Source organism: Kitasatospora arboriphila, assembly GCF_039528095.1.
GTDB lineage: Bacteria > Actinomycetota > Actinomycetes > Streptomycetales > Streptomycetaceae > Kitasatospora > Kitasatospora arboriphila.
Map to the genome: position 1 here is coordinate 1 of NZ_BAAALD010000020.1, position 16134 is coordinate 16134.

At 73.5% G+C, this 16134-nt stretch carries 18 protein-coding genes; 2 read left to right on the top strand and 16 right to left on the bottom strand.

Annotated features, from left to right (window positions below; translation table 11 throughout):
- The 16 genes from ABD353_RS13155 to ABD353_RS13230 all read right to left on the bottom strand — a co-directional run.
- Positions 1 to 518, bottom strand: a 518-nt coding sequence (locus ABD353_RS13155; RefSeq protein WP_344623731.1) for an XdhC family protein, incomplete at its 3' end; no start/stop codon positions are given.
- 77 nt (positions 519 to 595) lie between these two features.
- Positions 596 to 1372, bottom strand: a complete 777-nt coding sequence (locus ABD353_RS13160) for a 4'-phosphopantetheinyl transferase family protein (protein WP_344623732.1) — start codon at positions 1370 to 1372, stop codon at positions 596 to 598.
- Complete coding sequence (locus tag ABD353_RS13165; RefSeq protein WP_344623733.1) at positions 1369 to 1773, bottom strand: acyl carrier protein; 405 nt, start codon at positions 1771 to 1773, stop codon at positions 1369 to 1371. The genes ABD353_RS13160 and ABD353_RS13165 overlap by 4 nt, the downstream gene beginning before the upstream one ends.
- Positions 1770 to 4088, bottom strand: coding sequence for a xanthine dehydrogenase family protein molybdopterin-binding subunit (locus ABD353_RS13170; protein ID WP_344623734.1), 2319 nt, complete (start codon positions 4086 to 4088; stop codon positions 1770 to 1772). The genes ABD353_RS13165 and ABD353_RS13170 overlap by 4 nt, the downstream gene beginning before the upstream one ends.
- Complete coding sequence (locus ABD353_RS13175) at positions 4085 to 4588, bottom strand: (2Fe-2S)-binding protein (protein ID WP_344623735.1); 504 nt, start codon at positions 4586 to 4588, stop codon at positions 4085 to 4087. Before ABD353_RS13175 ends, ABD353_RS13170 begins: the two co-directional genes overlap by 4 nt.
- Positions 4585 to 5502: an FAD binding domain-containing protein gene (locus ABD353_RS13180; protein ID WP_344623736.1), complete on the bottom strand. Its 918-nt coding sequence runs from the start codon at positions 5500 to 5502 to the stop codon at positions 4585 to 4587. The genes ABD353_RS13175 and ABD353_RS13180 overlap by 4 nt, the downstream gene beginning before the upstream one ends.
- Before the next feature lie 234 nt (positions 5503 to 5736).
- Positions 5737 to 6189, bottom strand: a complete 453-nt coding sequence (locus ABD353_RS13185) for an ester cyclase (RefSeq protein WP_344623737.1) — start codon at positions 6187 to 6189, stop codon at positions 5737 to 5739.
- A gap of 74 nt (positions 6190 to 6263) precedes the next feature.
- Positions 6264 to 7736 carry an MFS transporter gene (locus ABD353_RS13190; protein WP_344623738.1) on the bottom strand — a complete coding sequence of 491 codons (1473 nt, stop codon included), beginning with the start codon at positions 7734 to 7736 and terminating at the stop codon, positions 6264 to 6266.
- A gap of 198 nt (positions 7737 to 7934) precedes the next feature.
- The gene (locus ABD353_RS13195) at positions 7935 to 8639 is read right to left on the bottom strand and encodes an AAA family ATPase (RefSeq protein WP_344623739.1); all 705 of its coding nucleotides are present in this window, start codon (positions 8637 to 8639) and stop codon (positions 7935 to 7937) included.
- Between the two features lie 38 nt (positions 8640 to 8677).
- The gene (locus ABD353_RS13200) at positions 8678 to 9745 is read right to left on the bottom strand and encodes an AvrD family protein (protein WP_344623740.1); all 1068 of its coding nucleotides are present in this window, start codon (positions 9743 to 9745) and stop codon (positions 8678 to 8680) included.
- Positions 9746 to 9749: 4 nt separating this feature from the next.
- Positions 9750 to 10037 (bottom strand): phosphopantetheine-binding protein, encoded by a 288-nt coding sequence (locus ABD353_RS13205; RefSeq protein ID WP_344623741.1) that lies wholly within the window; start codon positions 10035 to 10037, stop codon positions 9750 to 9752.
- Positions 10031 to 10792 (bottom strand): SDR family NAD(P)-dependent oxidoreductase, encoded by a 762-nt coding sequence (locus ABD353_RS13210; RefSeq protein WP_344623742.1) that lies wholly within the window; start codon positions 10790 to 10792, stop codon positions 10031 to 10033. Before ABD353_RS13210 ends, ABD353_RS13205 begins: the two co-directional genes overlap by 7 nt.
- Positions 10789 to 12129 (bottom strand): class I adenylate-forming enzyme family protein, encoded by a 1341-nt coding sequence (locus ABD353_RS13215; protein WP_344623743.1) that lies wholly within the window; start codon positions 12127 to 12129, stop codon positions 10789 to 10791. The genes ABD353_RS13210 and ABD353_RS13215 overlap by 4 nt, the downstream gene beginning before the upstream one ends.
- Positions 12126 to 12350, bottom strand: a complete 225-nt coding sequence (locus tag ABD353_RS13220; RefSeq protein WP_344623744.1) for a hypothetical protein — start codon at positions 12348 to 12350, stop codon at positions 12126 to 12128. The genes ABD353_RS13215 and ABD353_RS13220 overlap by 4 nt, the downstream gene beginning before the upstream one ends.
- Entirely contained in the window at positions 12326 to 12574 is a 249-nt protein-coding gene (locus tag ABD353_RS13225; protein ID WP_344623745.1) for an acyl-CoA carboxylase subunit epsilon, read from the bottom strand. Before ABD353_RS13225 ends, ABD353_RS13220 begins: the two co-directional genes overlap by 25 nt.
- Positions 12571 to 14169 carry an acyl-CoA carboxylase subunit beta gene (locus tag ABD353_RS13230; protein WP_344623746.1) on the bottom strand — a complete coding sequence of 533 codons (1599 nt, stop codon included), beginning with the start codon at positions 14167 to 14169 and terminating at the stop codon, positions 12571 to 12573. Before ABD353_RS13230 ends, ABD353_RS13225 begins: the two co-directional genes overlap by 4 nt.
- Positions 14170 to 14436: 267 nt before the next feature.
- Between ABD353_RS13230 and ABD353_RS13235 the strand changes: the two genes are divergently transcribed.
- Together ABD353_RS13235 and ABD353_RS13240 are read left to right on the top strand one after the other, a co-directional pair.
- A complete protein-coding gene (locus ABD353_RS13235; protein ID WP_344623747.1) occupies positions 14437 to 15084 on the top strand; it encodes a TetR/AcrR family transcriptional regulator in 648 nt (215 codons plus the stop codon).
- A gap of 310 nt (positions 15085 to 15394) precedes the next feature.
- The coding region (locus tag ABD353_RS13240; protein ID WP_344623748.1) for a beta-ketoacyl [acyl carrier protein] synthase domain-containing protein at positions 15395 to 16134 on the top strand (740 nt) is incomplete at its 3' end.

Genomic DNA, 16134 nt, shown 5'->3' on the forward strand with positions numbered 1-16134 from the left:
GTGCGGCCGGCGTCGAGCATGGCGCGGGCCTCGGCGACGATCGAGCGCTCCAGCGGAAGGGGCAGGCGCCTCGCGGTGGACCCGTCGGCGGTGACGGCGACGGCGGCGCCGAGCAGGGCGTCGGGGCAGGAGACGATCCGGGCGAGGGCGACGGGGGTGCCGGAGGCGATGTACGCGATGCCGGTGTCGATCGCGGGGTCGGTGCCGGGCACCACCGGCTGGACGAGGACGTCGAGGATGCCGCCGCAGGTGAGGCCGACGGCGAAGGCGTCCTCGTCGCTGTAGCCGAAGCGTTCCAGGGCGGGTTCGCCGGTGCGGATCGCCTGCTGGCAGAGGTCGTAGACGGCGCTCTCGACGCAGCCGCCGGAGACCGAGCCGATCGCCTCGCCGGTCTCGTCGACGGCGAGGGCGGCGCCGGGGTCGCGGGGGGCGCTGCCGGAGACGCCGACGACGGTGGCCACGGCGAAGGAGCGCCCGGACGCGTGCCAGGCGTGCAGTCGTGGGGCGATGTCCTGCATGTGGGGCGGTCCTCCGAAGGCTGATGGGAAGGTGGGACGGCGGGTCCCGGGCGCGTGAGTCGACGACCCGTGTGCCGTCAGGCGGCGAGGTGGGAGAGGTCGACGGTGGCGCCGGTGTAGAGGCTCTCGATGGGGATCCAGCGGGGGGAGACGGCGAGCGGTGTCTCGGTGCGGACGGCGGCGGCGCCGGTGTGGCGGGGGCCGCAGGGGATGTCGACGACCGTCCAGCCCGGCGGCCAGGCTGCGGCGTCGGCGCCGAGGTAGTCCTCGGCGAGCGGGCGGCCGAGTCCTGTGCCGAGTCCCTTGAGGTAGGCCTCCTTGCGGGTCCACAGCTGGCCGAAGGCGGCCCGGCGGAGCGGCTGCGGGACGGCCTCGATCTCGGTCCGCTCGTCGGGGTGGATCGCGGTCGAGCACACCTCGACGGTCGAGGCGCGGGGTACCTGTTCGACGTCCACCCCGATCGGGGCGGAGGCGATGCCGACCAGGGCCATCCCGCTGCTGTGGGAGAGCGAGAAGTGCACGGCGGAGTCCGGGACGGAGAGTGTCGGCCGGCCGTGCGGCTTGTCGCAGCAGGGGCACGGCTGCCGGGCGAACTCCAGTTCGGCGGCGGGGTGGTGGAGGTAGGCGCCGAGGAGCCGGCGCAGCGCGATGTGGGCGGAGGCGTAGAGGAATCCGCCGGTCTGGCGGCGGCAGGCGCTGGCCCGGGCGAGTTCGCGTTCGTCGAGTTCGGAGAGGTCGAGGGCGCCGGTGATGTCGTCGGGGTGGGGTTGGCGGAGCAGCCAGAGGTCCACCCGGCCGTCGCCGAGCGGTGCCGCCGCGGCGGCGTTCACCCGGTGCCCGTCGGCGGCGCTCACCCGGTGCCTGCCGGTGCGGCGAGGGGCCGGGCGGGCGCGTCCGCGAGGGCGTCCGCCAGGTCGGCGGCGAGCGCGGTGAGGTCGGGCGAGCGGAGCACGGCGGGCAGGTCGAGTTCCACGCCGGTCGCTTCGCGGATGCGCTGCTGGAGCTCCAGGCCCATCATCGACCCGATGCCGATGCTGGTGAGCGGGCGGGTGGCGTCGATGCGCTCCGACTCGGTCTGCAGCAGGGCGGCCGCTTCGCGCCGCAGGTAGTCCACGAGCAGGGCCGTCCGTCCGGCCGGGCCGGCGGCGGCGAGGGCGGCGGGGTCGGGTGGGGGTACGGCTCCGGTGTCCTCCGGCGGGGTCTCGCTCCACTCGTCCGGGTCCAGCCACTCCGGAACCATCCGGTGGCGTGTCATATCGCTTCTTCCTCCTCGTCGGTGGCACGGATCAGGGCCATCACCCGGTCGGGGTGCAGGGGCAGGGCGCCGACGGTGCCGGTGAGCCCGAGTGCGTCGCGGACGGCGTTGGCCACGGCGGCGCCGACGCCCGCGGTGCCGCCCTCGCCGGCGCCCCGGACGCCGAGCGGGTTGCCGGGGGCGGGGGCGTCCTCGAAGATCTCGACCTGGATGTCGGGCAGGTCGCCGGCGCGCGGCCAGCGGTACTCGTCGAGGGTGGTGGCGAGCGGCAGGCCCCGCTCGTCGTAGCGGAAGTCCTCCAGCAGGGTGCCGCCGATGCCCTGGACGGTGCCGCCGAGGATCTGGGCGTGCACCAGTGCCGGGTTGACGGCCCGTCCGATCTCGTAGCTGACGGCGTAGCGCAGCAGTCTGACGGCCCCGGTGCCGGGGTCGACCTCGGCCTGTGCGTAGTGCGCGCCGTAGGGGTAGGTCATCGCGCCGGCCGCGTAGGTGCCGCGGCCGATCAGGCCGGGCTCCTCGCCGGTGCGGACGAACTGCGGGGTGTAGCAGGCGGCGGCGACCTGGCCGAGGGCGATCCGGCGTTCGGGTTCGCCGTCGACGGCGAGGCAGCCGGCGTGGACGACGAGCTGCTCGGGCTCGGCGCCGAGGAGCACGGCCGCGACCCGACGCGCCTTGGCGAGGACCTGTTCGGCGGCCAGCTTCACCGCCGTGCCGCCGACGACCGTGGTCCGGCTGGCGAAGGTACCGGAGCCGTCCGCGAGGATGTCGGTGTCGGAGAGCACCACCGCGACGGACCCGGTGGGGACGTCGAACTCCTCGGCGACGATCTGGGCCATGACGGTCTCCACGCCCTGGCCGACGTTGGCGCCGCCCATGGCGACGCGGATCGCGCCGGTCGCCCCGATGTCGACGACGGCGCTGTCGTGGCCGAGGCCGGCCTTCTCCAGGATCACCGCGCAGCCGGCGCCGACCAGCCGCCCCTGCGTCCGGGCCTGCCGGGCCTCCTCGCGCCACGCCTCGTAGCCGAAGAGTTCCCGGGACTTGTCGAAGTGGTCCAGGTGGTCCTTGCCGTCGAGGAGCATCGGCGCGCCGAAGATGTGCAGCGGGCGCTGCTGGGGGAGTTCGCCGCCGTGCAGCAGGTTGATCCGGCGCAGCTCGACCGGGTCGACGCCGAGGCGGTCGGCGGCGAGGTCCATGGCGTGCTCGCGGACGAAGTTGTGCTGGAACCGGCCGGGCGCGCGGTAGGTGCCGACCGGGGTCTTGTTGGTGGTGACGACGTGGACGCGGCTGCGGCAGGCCGGGATCCGGTAGGGGCCGGACATCATGGCGGACGTGAGGACGGCGACCACGGCGCCGTGGGTGCGGACGTAGGCGCCGGTGTCCATCCAGGCCTCGCCGCGCAGGCCGAGCAGGCGGTGCTCCGCGTCGAAGGCGAGCTCGATGCGGTGCTCCTGCTCGCGGGCGTGGTTGGCCGCGACGAGGTGTTCGGTGCGGTCCTCGGTCCACTTGACGGGCCGTCCGGTCCGCAGCGCGAGCAGCGGGACGAGCAGGTCCTCGGGGTAGAACTCGCCGCGGATGCCGAAGCTGCCGCCGGCGTCGGTCTCCAGCATGTGGATCTGGTGCTCCGCCAGGCCGAGCATCTGCGCGGTGATCCGCCGGTTGACGTACGGGACCTTGGTGGCGCCCCAGACGGTCATCCGGCGGGCCCGGGCGTCCCAGTCGGCGACCAGGCCGCGGGTCTCCAGCGGGGTGCCGCTGTGCCGGCCGACCCGCAGGTCGGTGGTGACGGTGTGCGCGGCCGCGGCGAAGGCGGCGTCGACGTCGCCGTACGCGAAGTCGACCGTGCCGACCGTGGCGCCGGCGCCGCGCCAGCTCTCGGGGTGCAGGTCGGCGCCGGTGCGGGCGTCGAGGGAGACCGGCAGCTCCTCCAGGTCGAGGGCGACGAGCTCGGCCGCGTCCTCGGCGAGGTACGGGTCCTCGGAGAGGACGGCGGCGACGGGATCGCCGACGTAGCGGACGTGGCCGTCGGCCAGGGCGGACTGGAGGTAGGGGGTGAAGTCGATGCCGGGGGCGGGCTGGCGGACCGGGACGGGGGGCATCCCGGCGAGGTCGGCGGCGGTCAGGACGGCGACCGTGCCGGGGTGCGCCGCCGCGGCGGCCGTGTCGATGCCGCGGATCCGGGCGTGCGCGACGGGCGAGCGGACGACGCGCAGCCACAACTGGCCGGGCCGGACGATCTCGTCGTGGAAGCGGCCGAGACCGCGCAGCAGCCGGTCGTCCTCCAGTCGCGGGACGGAGGCTCCGATGGCGTTCACGCGTCCTCCAGGGCGATGGCGCCGCGGCGGGCGACCGCCTCGACGGCGTCGACGATCGGCTCGTACCCGGTGCAGCGGCACAGGTTGGCGGCGGCGCACTCGGTGATGCGTGCCCGGTCGGCGTCCGGCTCCTTGCGGAGCAGGGCCGTGGTGAGCATCAGGAAGCCGGGGGTGCAGAACCCGCACTGCAGGGCGAAGTGCTCCTTGAACGAGCGCTGCAGGGAACCGAGTTCGGCGTCCGGCCCGGCGCCCTCGGCGAGGGACTCCACGGTCTCGACCGCGGTGCCGTCGGCCTGGACGGCGAGCATCAGGCAGGAGCGGACGGCCTCGCCGTCGACGAGGACGGTGCACGAGCCGCACGCCCCGGTCTCGCAGCCGACCGTGGTGCCGGTGAGCCGGAGATCGCGGCGGAGCACGTCGGCGAGGCTGCGCCTCGGATCGACGGCCAGCGTGTGCGCGGCCCCGTTGGCGGTGAGCTCCAGCGGAACGGGGGTGGTCATGGCGCGGAAGCCTCCTGGAGTCGGGCCTCGAACCGGGGCCGGAGTCGGGGCGTGCAACGGGCGAGGGAGCCGGCCAGGGCCCGGTGGACGAGGGTGCGGGCGAGGTCGCGGCGGTAGCCGGCGCCCGCCCGGTGGTCCGCCCCGGGCGCGAGCGCCTTGGCGGCCAGGCCGGCAGCGTGGTCGAGCAGTCGGGTGTCGGGGGCGCCGCCGAGCAGCGCCTGTTCGGCGGCGGCCGAGCGGACGGGGCGGTCCTCGGCGCCGCCGACGGCGATCCGTGCGGCGGTGATCCGGCCGTCGTCGTCGAGCACGAGCTCGGCCGCGGCGGCGGCCAGCGGGAGGCTGCCCGGCTGGAAGCCGTACTCGGCGACGGCCGCGGTGGGGGCGGGGCGGGGGATGCGGACGCCGGTGAGCAGTTCGCCCGGCGTGAGCGCGGTGCGGTGCGCGCCGGTGAAGAACTCCGCTGCCGGGACGGTGCGTTCACCGGCCGGGCCGAGGGCGTGCAGGTCGGCGTCGAGGAGTTCGGCGAGCAGGCACCACTCGGCGGCCGGGTCGGCGTGCGCGAGGCTGCCGCCGATCGTCCCGCGGAGGCGGACCGGCAGGTGGCCGATCAGCCGGGCGGTCTCGGGGACGACCGGCAGGGCCGCCCGGAGGTGGGGGTCGGCGGCCCGTTCGAGGTCGGCGTGGGTGGTGAGCGCCCCGATGTGCAGGGCGCCACCGTGCCGGCCGGTGCCGCGCAGGGCGGCGATCCGGCCGACGTCGACCAGCGCGGTGGGGCGCAGCAGGCGGCGGTTGAGCAGCGGGAGCAGGCTCTGGCCGCCGGCGAGGACGCGGGCGTCAGGTCCGTACTCGGTGAGCCGGTGGACGGCTTCCTCGGCCGTCTCCGGCCGGCAGTAGGCGAATGGCGGCGGCTTCATGCCTTCTCTCCTGGGGGTCCTGTCGGGCCGGGTGGCGGGGCACCGGCGGTCGAGTGGTCGGGCGTGGGGGACGGGTGCCGAGGGGGCGGGGGGGGGGGGGGCCCGGGCGGGGGGGGGGGGGCGTGCCGGCAGCGGGGCCGGTCGGGGCCCGGCGGGCGGTGCCGGACGAGGAGTCGGACCGGGGGTGTCCGACGGGACGTCCGACGTGGTGCCGGACCGGGGGAGTCCGACGGGTCAGGGGTTGTTGACGGCCGGGACCTCGAGGGTGGTGTGGCCGAGCTGGCGCATCAGGTCGGCGATGTCGAAGTGCGCCGAGCGGGAGATCACCTTGTCGCCCTCGAAGTGGTCGATGCCGATGGCGGTGAAGTCCGCCGTGCTGCCGCTCGGCGGCGCGCCCCGGAACGGGCCGAGCTGGGTGCCGATGCAGCGGACGCGGGTGATCACCGTGTCGCCCTCGGCCCACTGCTCCTGGACGGTGTCGTCCATGTCCGGGAAGGCGGTACGGAAGGCCCGCACCCACGCCCGGACGCCCTCCGGGCCGTGCAGGCCGAACTGCGGCCAGTGGAAGTCCTCGTGGAACAGCTCGTCGGCGAGGTCCAGCTCGCCCTTGGTGATGATGTTCTCGAACAGCAGGGCGATCTTCTGCTTGCGTGCCTCGGGGGTGGTCCCCTGCGGGACGGTGGTCATGAGGTGTCCTCTCCGGACGGTGTCCGGGTGGTGGGGTGCGGCCGCTCGGGGCGGCCGCACCCGCGGGGCGGTGGCTACTTGGCGGTGCGGGCGGGGCGGGGCAGGGCGAGGCTGACGGCGGCGGCGATCAGCACCAGCACCAGGTCGATCACGCCGACCCACTGGAAGGCGGTGGCGTAGGAGCCGACGCCCTTCGGGGTGCCGAGGGCGGCGAAGAAGACCGAGCCGATCGCGGCGACGCCGGCGGCGCTCGCGAACTGCTGCGCGGTGGTGAGCACACCGGCCGCGGCGCCGGCCTGCTGCGGGCGGACACCGGCCAGCACCGAGCCGACCAGGGCCGGCACGGCCAGGCCGTTGCCGAGGCCGATCAGCACCATCGGGCCGATCAGCCGGGCCGGGCTGGTGTGGTCGCCCGAGACGCCCAGCACGATCAGCAGGGCGACGAAGCCGACCGCCGCGATCGAGCCGCCGGTGGTGATCATGCGGCTGCCGTACTTGGCGGTGATCCGCTGGGAGGCGATCGACGCGCCGGAGAACGCCAGGCCGAGCGGGGTGAAGACGAACCCGGCGGCGAGCGGCTTCAGACCCAGACCCGACTGGAGCACCAGGGTCAGGGTGAACATGAAGCTGAAGAAGCCGGCGAAGGTGGCGATGCTGACCACCAGACCGCGGCTGAACGCCCGGTCGGAGAAGAGCGACAGGTTGAGCAGCGGCTGGCCGCCGCGCCGGGCCAGGCCGCGCTCCCAGAGCAGCGTCAGGGCCATCGCGGGCACCGAGGCGACCAGGCTGACCCAGGTCCAGGCCGGCCAGCCCTGGATCCGGCCGAGGATGAGCGGGACGAGCGCCAGCGCCAGGCTCACCGGGACGCCGATCGCACCGACCGGGTCGAGCGAGGGCTTCCCGGTGGGCTTGCGGTGCGGCAGCAGCCGCGCCGCGAAGCCCAGCATGACCAGGCCGATCGGCAGGTTGACCAGGAAGATGACCCGCCAGCCGAGGCCGGCGACGTCCGCCTCCAGCAGCGCACCGCCGAGCACCTGGCCGGCGACCGCACCGACGCCGACGGTGACGCCGAACCAGGACAGCGCCCGGGCCCGCTCCGCCGGCGGGAAGGTCGCGGTGATCAGTGCGAGCACCTGCGGCACCATCGCGGCGCCGGTCAGGCCCTGGACGAGCCGCGCCGCCACCAGCTGGCCCGGCGACTGGGCGATGCCGCACAGCACCGAGGCGATGGTGAAGGCGACCGTGCCGGTCAGGAAGACCGCCCGGGAGCCGTACAGGTCGCCCAGCCGACCGCCGGTGATCAGGCCGCTGGCGTAGGTGAACGCGTAGCCGGCGACGATGAGTTCGAGCGCGGCCTGACCGGCGGAGAGGTCGTGCTCCAGGGACGGGGCCGCGACGTTGACCACGTACAGGTCGAACTGGGCCATGAACATGGCCGCCAGGATCACCGGCAGCATCAGCCAGCGCTTGGCGTAGGGGGCCGGGTCGGCCGCGGGGGCCGCGGTGGCGGCCGGACCGGCGGCGGCCCCGTTCCGGGTGAGAGACATGGCAGTGGGTCCCTTCGGGGGTTCGCGTCTATCGGTGGAGCGGTGGTTTCAGGGGCGCGGGAAACTGCGCGGCCCGGGGGTGGTGATGCGGACTGCATGGGCCGAGCCGTGATCTGTACGGCGGCCCGCATCCGAATTGCGCAGTTCTCCCCCAGCCTTCGGCCGGGAGGTACCCCCACGCGCCCCTATCGGCTTGCCCTATGCGGCAGCGGCCTTGGAGCGTTCCTGCTCCAGGCGCCAGTCGATCCGGGCGTACTCGGCCTGGGCGCGGGCGACGGCCTCGTCCACGGTGCAGACCGTCGGCAGGTCGAAGTGGGCGACGATCTTCTCCAGCCGCTCGTGCGGGGTGCCGGAGACCACGAAGTACGGGACCTCCAGCTCGTCGAGGGCGGCGAGGAGCATCGCGTCGCAGGTGGCGCGGAAGCGCTCGTTCATCGGCCGGTGGCCGTCGGCGGAGAGCTTCAGCTCGTTGGTGAGGTGCACGAAGCCGTCGAACGACTCCTTCACGTGCTGCTTGAAGTAGTGGCCGAGCTGGGCGGTGACCTGCTCGAAGAAGGCCATCTCGGCGTCCTGCCGGGGCGGGTGGCCGTTCTCGGCCGCGCCCGGGTCCATGCCGAACTCGACCCGGACGGCGGCGTATATCCACTCCTGCAGCGAGGAGCCGTCGGCTATGAAGCTGCCGCCGAGCAGCGCCTCGTTGACGGCCCGGCCGACGTGCCGGCGGACGGCCAGCTGGACGTACTCGGCCGGGGTGACCTCGGTCAGCGCCTTGCCCGGGACGGCGTCCGGCATGATCTCGCGGATGGTCCTGGCGGGCGAGCGGGGGATGCCGGTGAGGTGCGAGAGGGCGATCGCGGTGGAGGTCTTCCCCGCGGAGTAGGTGCCGGAGATGGAGATGCGCATGGTGGTGGCTCCTTGTGGGATGCGGCGGGTGCCGGGGGTCAGCGGGCGGTCGCGGCGATGTGCGCGGGCAGCTCGTGGGCGAAGGAGCAGCGCATGCCGATGCCGGCCAGGCCGCCGCTCAGTTCGACGTTGCGCCAGGTGCCGCCGCGCAGCGGCAGCAGCCGGCGGCCGGTCAGGGCGGCCCGGGTGGTGAACGGCCGGCCCTCGACGAGTTCGACCGCGGGCTCCTCCTCGGGGGCGGTCAGCACCGTCTGCATCATCCAGAGCGTGTTGCTGTCGGCGCGGCTGAGCCCGTCGAGCTCGTACATCAGCACCTGCGCCAGCTGGAGGTTGACGACGAAGCAGTCGATCAGGCTGACGGTGGGACGGTCGCCGGCGGCGATGCCGTCGACCGGGGCGGGCGCGCCGGCTCTGCGGGTGAAGCGGACGAGGGCGGTGGCGCCGTGCTCGCGGTTGTCCACCGCCACGTCGGTGATCTCGTGGTGGCGGTACTTGAAGCCGGCGCCGTAGAAGCGGTACTCGCCGCGGCCGAGCGCCGCGTCGAGGCTGCCGAAGCGGGCCTCCTCGGCGGCCCGTTCGACGATCGGGTGCTCGGTCTCGACGCGCACCCGCAGGTTGCCGACGGCGCACTCGTGGACGGAGCGGTACCGCGCGCCGGCCGGCTCGGTGCTGCGCAGCCGGGCCGAGAGCGGCACGCCGGTGAGGTCCTCCTGCGGGGCGGTGCCGGCCCGCAGCACCACCTTGGCCAGGCGCACGGTGCGCCGCTCGGCCTCGCCGAGGCCGTAGGCGTGCGCCAGGTGGAGCTCGGCGAGCTGGACGCCCAGCACCAGCGCGTCGACGGTGCTGAGGTGCGGACGCAGGTCGGTGCCGTCCTTCTTGCGGGACCAGTCCGCCGGGTAGCGGAGGTCGAGCGTGCCGCGCACACCCGGTTCGGCGCCGGAGGCGGTCGAGGTGGCCGAGGCGGAGCCGGCCGGGCCGGCCGGGGTGACGTGCAGGCCGTGGACGCGGTACCCCGCCCGCTGGTAGCCGCGGGAGAAGAAGCGGGTCTCGCCGGGGCCGAGGTAGTCGTCGATGGAGTGCAGCAGCAGCTGCTGGTCGGTGGCCACGGCGTCAGGCCCCCGCGGAGGCGGTCGCCGGCTCGGCGCCCAGGGCCACGGTGTAGGCCTGCGCCAGGTCGCCGATGGTGCGCATGTCGGTGATCGAGACGCCGTCCTCGAAGGGGTCGACGCCGAGCTGCATCTCCAGCTCGATCAGCAGCTGCGCCAGGGTCAGCGAGTTGAAGCCGAGCTCCGTCAGGTCCTCGCTGTCGTCGGCGGCAGCGGCGTCGTTGTCGGCGTCGAGCAGCAGGGCGCGGGCCTCGCGCTCGATCAGCTCACGGATCTCGGTGGGGGTCAGCATGTGATACCTCCGTCGATGACGAGGGACTGCCCGGTCACGAAGTGCGCGCGGGCGGAGGTGAGGAAGAGGATCGCGTCGGCGATCTCCTCGGCCGTTCCGAGCCGGCCGAGGGGGGTGCGGTGCTGGATCTTCTCGCGGTTGCGTTCGGTGACGTCCGCGGTCATGTCGCTGTCGAAGAAGCCGGGGACGATGGAGTTCACCCGGATGTTGAAGGTGCCGAGCTCGCGCGCCAGGCTGCGGCTGAAGCCGTCCAGGCCGGCCTTGGCCGCGGCGTACACCGAGACCCCGCGGAAGCCGCGGATGGCGTTGATGGACGAGATGTTGATGATGTTGCCGCCGCCGTGACGGGTCATCAGTCGGGCGCAGGCCTGGGTGAGCAGGATCGGCGAGGTGAGGTTGTTGGTGACGAGCGAGTCGATCTGCTTGGGCGGTGTGGTCAGCAGCAGCTCCTGGTGGAGCACGCCGGCGTTGTTGACCAGCAGGTCGACCCGGCCGAACAGGCGGCCCACGGTGCGGACGAAGACCCGCATCGCGTCCGGCTCGCCGAGGTCGGCCCGCTCCCAGTGGAAGGAGCCCGGGTACTCCTCGGTCATCGCCGTGGTGAAGGCGTTGGCGCTGCGGCTGAACGTCGCCACCCGCCAGCCGTCGGCGAGCAGCCGCTCGACCAGCGTGCGGCCCAGCCCGCGGCTGCCGCCGCTGACCACCGCGACCTTCGGCACGGCCGGCCCGTCGGACCGCTCCGGCAGCGCGCTCACGCGGCGCTCCGGATCTTCTTGAACCGGTCCGAGTGCTGGTCGGCGTCGGAGATCTCGACGACCACCGGCACCTTGAACGCCTCCAGCCGACGGCCGCAGTGTTCGCGCACCGCCCGGACGACGTCCGCGCGCTCGGCGGGAGCGGCGAGCTTGACGGTCGCCTTGACGACCATGCCGGTCACGTGGCTGGGCCGGCCCGAGACGGTCGCCTCGGCGATGCCCGGGATCTCCAGCAGGACGTTCTCGACCTCGCTGGGGTACACCTTCTCGCCCGCGACGTTGATGATCTCCGACTTCCGGCCGAGGATGCGCACGTACTCGCCGTCGGTCTCCACCGCGTCCTGGGTGTTGAAGTAGCCCTCCGCGTCGAACGGCGCCGGCGCGTTGAGGTACCCGAGCATCGCCATGTCGGAGCGGATCCACAGGATGCCGTCGACGATCCGGTGGTCGAAGCCCTCGCCGCCGAGCTTCACCCACAGGCTGTCGTCGCTCTTCGACTTGGTGGGCATGATGCCCAGCTCGGACAGGCCGTAGGTCTGCTTGAACCGCACCGCGGGCAGCGCCTTCTTCAGCGCCTGCAGGGTCCGCAGCGGCATCGGCTCGGTGCCGTAGGTGATCAGCCTCAGCGCACTGACGTCGTGGCGCTGGTACGCACCCGAGATCAGCAGCATGTTGAGGAAGGTCGGCGTGGTGGGCAGCACCTGGACCCGGTGGGCGGCGACGGCCGCGCAGACCGTGTCCGCCGTCCGCTCGGCGACGGTCACCAGCGTGCCGCCCTGGCTGAGGGTGTGCAGCAGGGTGTTGATGCCGCCGATGTGGTCCAGGTTCAGGAAGGCCAGCGTGCGGGCCGGCCGGGTCGGCTCGCCGTACTTGGCGAGGATCCTGGAGAAGTCCAGCACGGTCGCCTTCGACCGGCCGGTGGTGCCCGAGCTGAACAGCACCAGGGCCGGCACGCCCGCGGCGCGCAGCCGGCCGTACAGCTCGTGGCCGGCCGTGCGGCCGGTCCGCTCGAACTCCCGCGAGCCGTCGGGCCGGACGGTGGCGACCGCCTCCACCTCGGCGATCTCGTGGAACTCCGCCCGCTTGGCGGCGGGCAGCGGCGTCAGCGGCACCACCACGGCCGACAGCTCGACCAGGGCGAGCAGGGCCGCACAGGCCTCGACGCTGCTGGCGCCCTCCACCACCACGACCTGCCCGGCGCGGACGCCGTTCCCGGCCAGGTGGGCCCGCCAGTCGGCGGTGCGCCCGGCGAGCTCGGCGTAGCTGGTGGGCACGCCGTTGAAGACGATCGCCTCGGTCTCGCCGAAGGCTTTCAGACGTTCCAGGAACTTGCTCATCGGATCCCTCCCTCAGGTGTTCTCTGACTGTGCGATGTGCCGTTCTCGGTGCTGTCGGCCAGCAACTCCTCGGTCAGGGCAAGGAGTTGCTCGGTCGTTCGGTGGAGGCGCCAGGCGGCGCGGGCGGCCTCGTCGGGGTCGAGCTCACTGCCCCAGCTCGCGCGGTGCAGGGCCAGACAGGTTCTGGTGCGGTCGATCACGGAGCGGTCGGTGCCGTCCATGGCTGCTCCCTGGAAGTGCGCCCCCGTGCGGTCAGCCAGGAGGGGCGGTGGCGTTCGGTGCGGTCCCAGGCGGGGCGGTCGGGGACGGGCCGGTCGGGCCGGTCGGCCGTCCGGCGGGTCGCGAGGGCCGCCACCAGGGCGGTGAGTACGGCGAGTTCTTCCGGGTCGGGGTTGCCCCGCAGGACGCGCAGCGCCGCCGGCGACCCGGTCCGCTGCGCCGTCACACCGGCTGGTTGCCGTGCTTGCGGCTCGGCAGGTCGGCGTGCTTGAGGCGGAGCATCGCCAGGGCCCGGGCGAGCACGGCGCGGGTGCGCGCCGGGTCGATGACGTCGTCCACGAGGCCGCGCTCGGCCGCGTAGTACGGGTGCATCAGCTCGCTCTCGTACTCCTTGACCTTCTGCGCGCGCACGGCCTCCGGGTCCTCGGCCGCGGCGATGTCGCGGCGGAAGATCACGTTGGCGGCGCCCTCGGCGCCCATCACGGCGATCTCGTTGGTGGGCCAGGCGTAGGAGAGGTCGGCGCCGATGGAGCGGGAGTCCATGACGATGTAGGCGCCGCCGTAGGCCTTGCGCAGGATCAGCTGGATCCTCGGCACGGTGGCGTTGCAGTACGCGTAGAGCAGTTTGGCGCCGTGCCGGATGATGCCCTCGTGCTCCTGGTCGACTCCGGGCAGGAAGCCGGGGACGTCCACCAGGGTGACGATCGGGATGTTGAAGGCGTCGCACATCTGGACGAAGCGTGCGGCCTTCTCGCTCGCGTGGATGTCGAGGACGCCGGCCAGGGCGTGCGGCTGGTTGGCGACGATGCCGGCGACGCTGCCGCCGATCCTGGCCAGGGTGCAGATGACGTTGGTGGCCCAGGTGGGCTGGATCTCCAGGTGGTCGGCGTCGTCGACGACCTCCTCGATGACGGTGCGCATGTCGTAGGGGCGGCTGCCGTCCGCGGGGACGAGGTCGAGCAGCGCCTCGCAGGGCCGGTCCTCCGGGTCGGTGCACGGCTCGGCGGGCGGGAACTCGCGGTTGTTCTGCGGTAAGAGGGAGAGCAGGTGCCGCACGTCGGCGAGGCAGGTCTCCTCGTCGTCGTAGGCGAAGTGGGACACGCCGGAGACGCCGGCGTGGACGTCCGCGCCGCCGAGGCCGTTGTGGGTGATCTGCTCGCCGGTGACGGCCTGGACGACGTCCGGGCCGGTGATGAACATCTGCGAGATGCCGCGGACCATGAAGACGAAGTCGGTGAGCGCGGGGGAGTAGGCGGCGCCGCCGGCGCAGGGGCCGAGCATCACGGAGATCTGCGGGATCACGCCGGAGGCCTTGGTGTTGCGGCGGAAGATGCCGCCGTACCCGGCGAGGGCGGTGACGCCCTCCTGGATGCGGGCGCCGGCGCCGTCGTTGAGCGACACCAGCGGCGCTCCGGTGGCCAGCGCCATGTCCATGATCTTGTGGATCTTCTGGGCGTGGGCCTCGCCGAGGGCGCCGCCGAAGATCCGGAAGTCGTGTGCGTAGACGAAGACCGTCCGGCCGTGCACGGTGCCCCAGCCGGTGACGACGCCGTCGGTGTGCGGCCGCTTCGCCTCCAGGCCGAAGCCCTGGGCGCGGTGCCGGCGCAGCGGCTCCACCTCCTGGAAGGAGCCCTCGTCCAGCAGCAGCGCGATCCGCTCGCGCGCCGTCAGCTTGCCCTTGGTGTGCTGGGCCTCGGTCGCGCGGGGCGAGGGGCCCTCCAGCACCTGGGTGTGCACCGCGGCCAGTTCGGCGGTGCGGCCGCGCAGGTCCGGACGGTGCGGCGCCGGCACGTTCGGCCGGGCGCGGGGACGGGTCGTCATGGGATGCCTCCCCCTGGGGCAGGCCCGGCCGGGTCGGTCCGGGCTCGATGGCTCAAACATACACTCAAGTCCACTGAATGGCTAGGGGGCTAAAAATGTATTCGAGTACATGGGTGCCCGCTGCGACGGTGGAGGTCCTGTGTGCAGGTCTTCATCCGGCCAGGTCCGGGGCGGTGCCGTCCGTTGACATGGACTTCGCCCTATGTTTGAGTTGGGGCACATCAATGCACTCCAGTGCAGCAGCGACGATGTCATCTGGAGGCCTGTGTGCGTCGACCCTCAGACGCCCCGACGGCCGTGACCTCGCGGCGGGCCCGCAACAAGGAGCGCGCCAGGGAGCGCGTCTACACCTCGGCCAAGACCCTGTTCGGTCGCAAGGGGTATGCGGACACGTCCGTCGCGGAGATCGCGGAACACGCGGACATCGCGCGTGGCACCTTCTTCAACTACTTCCCGCGCAAGGACGCGCTCATCAGCGTATGGGCCGAGGAGCGCAGAACGGAGCTGATGCGCCGTCTGTCCCCGCAGCTGCAGCGCGGATCGGGGGTCGTGGCGGACCTCCGCGCCTGCCTGGCCGTGCTCGGCGCCCTCAACGAGGAGGAGCCGGAGCTCAGCGTGGCGATGCTCACCGCCTGGGTCCAGGCCGGGCGGCCGCTGGAGGAGGAGTCCTACCTCGGCGCGATCTTCGCCGACATCGTCGAGGCCGGCCGCACCCGGGGCGAGGTCCCCGCCGCGGCGGACGCCGGACGGGTCGGCGAACTCGTGCGCGACCTCTACCTCGGCACGCTGTACCGCTGGAGCCGGGAGGATCCGGCCGACCGGCGCCGCCACTCGCTCGGCGCCGAACTGCAGCAGGCCCTCGACCTGCTGATCCACGGCATCGCCGCACCGCCGGGGCCGAACCCCCCGCGGTGACCCCGGGGAGGCCCCGCCTCCCCACCCCTTCGAACGGGCCGCCCGTGCCTCGCGACGCTCTTGTCGTTGCGCGCACGGGCGGCCCGTTCGGCGTTGTCCGGGGCCGTTCGTTCGTCTGCGTGCCGGTGCGCGAATCGCCCATCGGAGGACGTACCCCGCCAACTCGCGCCGGCCGGGCGGCAGGTCCTCGGAGTCGCGTAGTTAAACACCGAGACCAAACTTGGCTTCCAGTGTAAGTTTGCATCGCGCTAACGACGAGCGCCCGCTGTCCCGTCCGTCCGGTCGTACTCGAAGAGATTGGACCACCCACATGGAGCACGTGCGACAGAGCCCCGGCGCCCCCATCGCCGTCATCGGCATGGGCTGCCGCTTCCCCGGGGCCGACGGGCCGGAGCAGTTCTGGCGGAACCTGCTCGCCAACACCGACTCCGTCACACCCGTCCCCGCCGAGCGCTTCGACATCGCGCCCGACTACGACCCCGCGCCCGGCACCCCCGGCAAGACCGCCTCCCGCCACGGCGGCTTCATCACCGACGCCTTCGCCTTCGACCACGCCTTCTTCGGCATATCGCCCGCCGAGGCCAGAGCGGTCGACCCCCAGCAGCGGCTGCTGCTCCAGACCGCCTGGGAGGCACTGGAGGACGCCGGCATCCGCCCCTCCGCGCTGGCCGGCAGCCGCACCGGCGTCTTCGTCGGCCAGGCCACCGCCGAGTACTCCGAGGCCTCGCACGCACCCAACGGCCCCGACGTGCGCGACGTCGCCGGCAGCCGACTGCGCGCGGTCACCGCCGGACGGCTGTCCTTCGCCCTCGACCTCCAGGGGCCCAGCCTCGTCCTCGACACGGCCTGCTCCTCCTCGCTGGTCGCCGTGCACGCCGCCCGCCAGAGCCTGCTCACCGGCGAATGCGGCCTCGCCCTCGCCGCCGGGGTCAACTTCCTGCTCTCCAGCCACGACGCCATCGCCTACTCCCAGGGCGGCATGCTCTCCGCCGGCGGCGCCGACGCGGCAGCGGCCTGCTGCTCCAGCCCGCCGTCGACGGCCAGGTCGAC

Bases quoted from the DNA above. Each gene is read 5' to 3' on its own strand.
- ABD353_RS13185 (WP_344623737.1), bottom strand. From the start codon at position 6,189: ATGACCACCGTCCCGCAGGGGACCACCCCCGAGGCACGCAAGCAGAAG.
- ABD353_RS13165 (WP_344623733.1), bottom strand. From the start codon at position 1,773: ATGACACGCCACCGGATGGTTCCGGAGTGGCTGGACCCGGACGAGTGG.
- ABD353_RS13195 (WP_344623739.1), bottom strand. From the start codon at position 8,639: ATGCGCATCTCCATCTCCGGCACCTACTCCGCGGGGAAGACCTCCACC.
- ABD353_RS13180 (WP_344623736.1), bottom strand. From the start codon at position 5,502: ATGAAGCCGCCGCCATTCGCCTACTGCCGGCCGGAGACGGCCGAGGAA.
- ABD353_RS13215 (WP_344623743.1), bottom strand. From the start codon at position 12,129: ATGAGCAAGTTCCTGGAACGTCTGAAAGCCTTCGGCGAGACCGAGGCG.
- ABD353_RS13175 (WP_344623735.1), bottom strand. From the start codon at position 4,588: ATGACCACCCCCGTTCCGCTGGAGCTCACCGCCAACGGGGCCGCGCAC.
- ABD353_RS13220 (WP_344623744.1), bottom strand. From the start codon at position 12,350: ATGGACGGCACCGACCGCTCCGTGATCGACCGCACCAGAACCTGTCTG.
- ABD353_RS13190 (WP_344623738.1), bottom strand. From the start codon at position 7,736: ATGTCTCTCACCCGGAACGGGGCCGCCGCCGGTCCGGCCGCCACCGCG.
- ABD353_RS13230 (WP_344623746.1), bottom strand. From the start codon at position 14,169: ATGACGACCCGTCCCCGCGCCCGGCCGAACGTGCCGGCGCCGCACCGT.
- ABD353_RS13205 (WP_344623741.1), bottom strand. From the start codon at position 10,037: ATGCTGACCCCCACCGAGATCCGTGAGCTGATCGAGCGCGAGGCCCGC.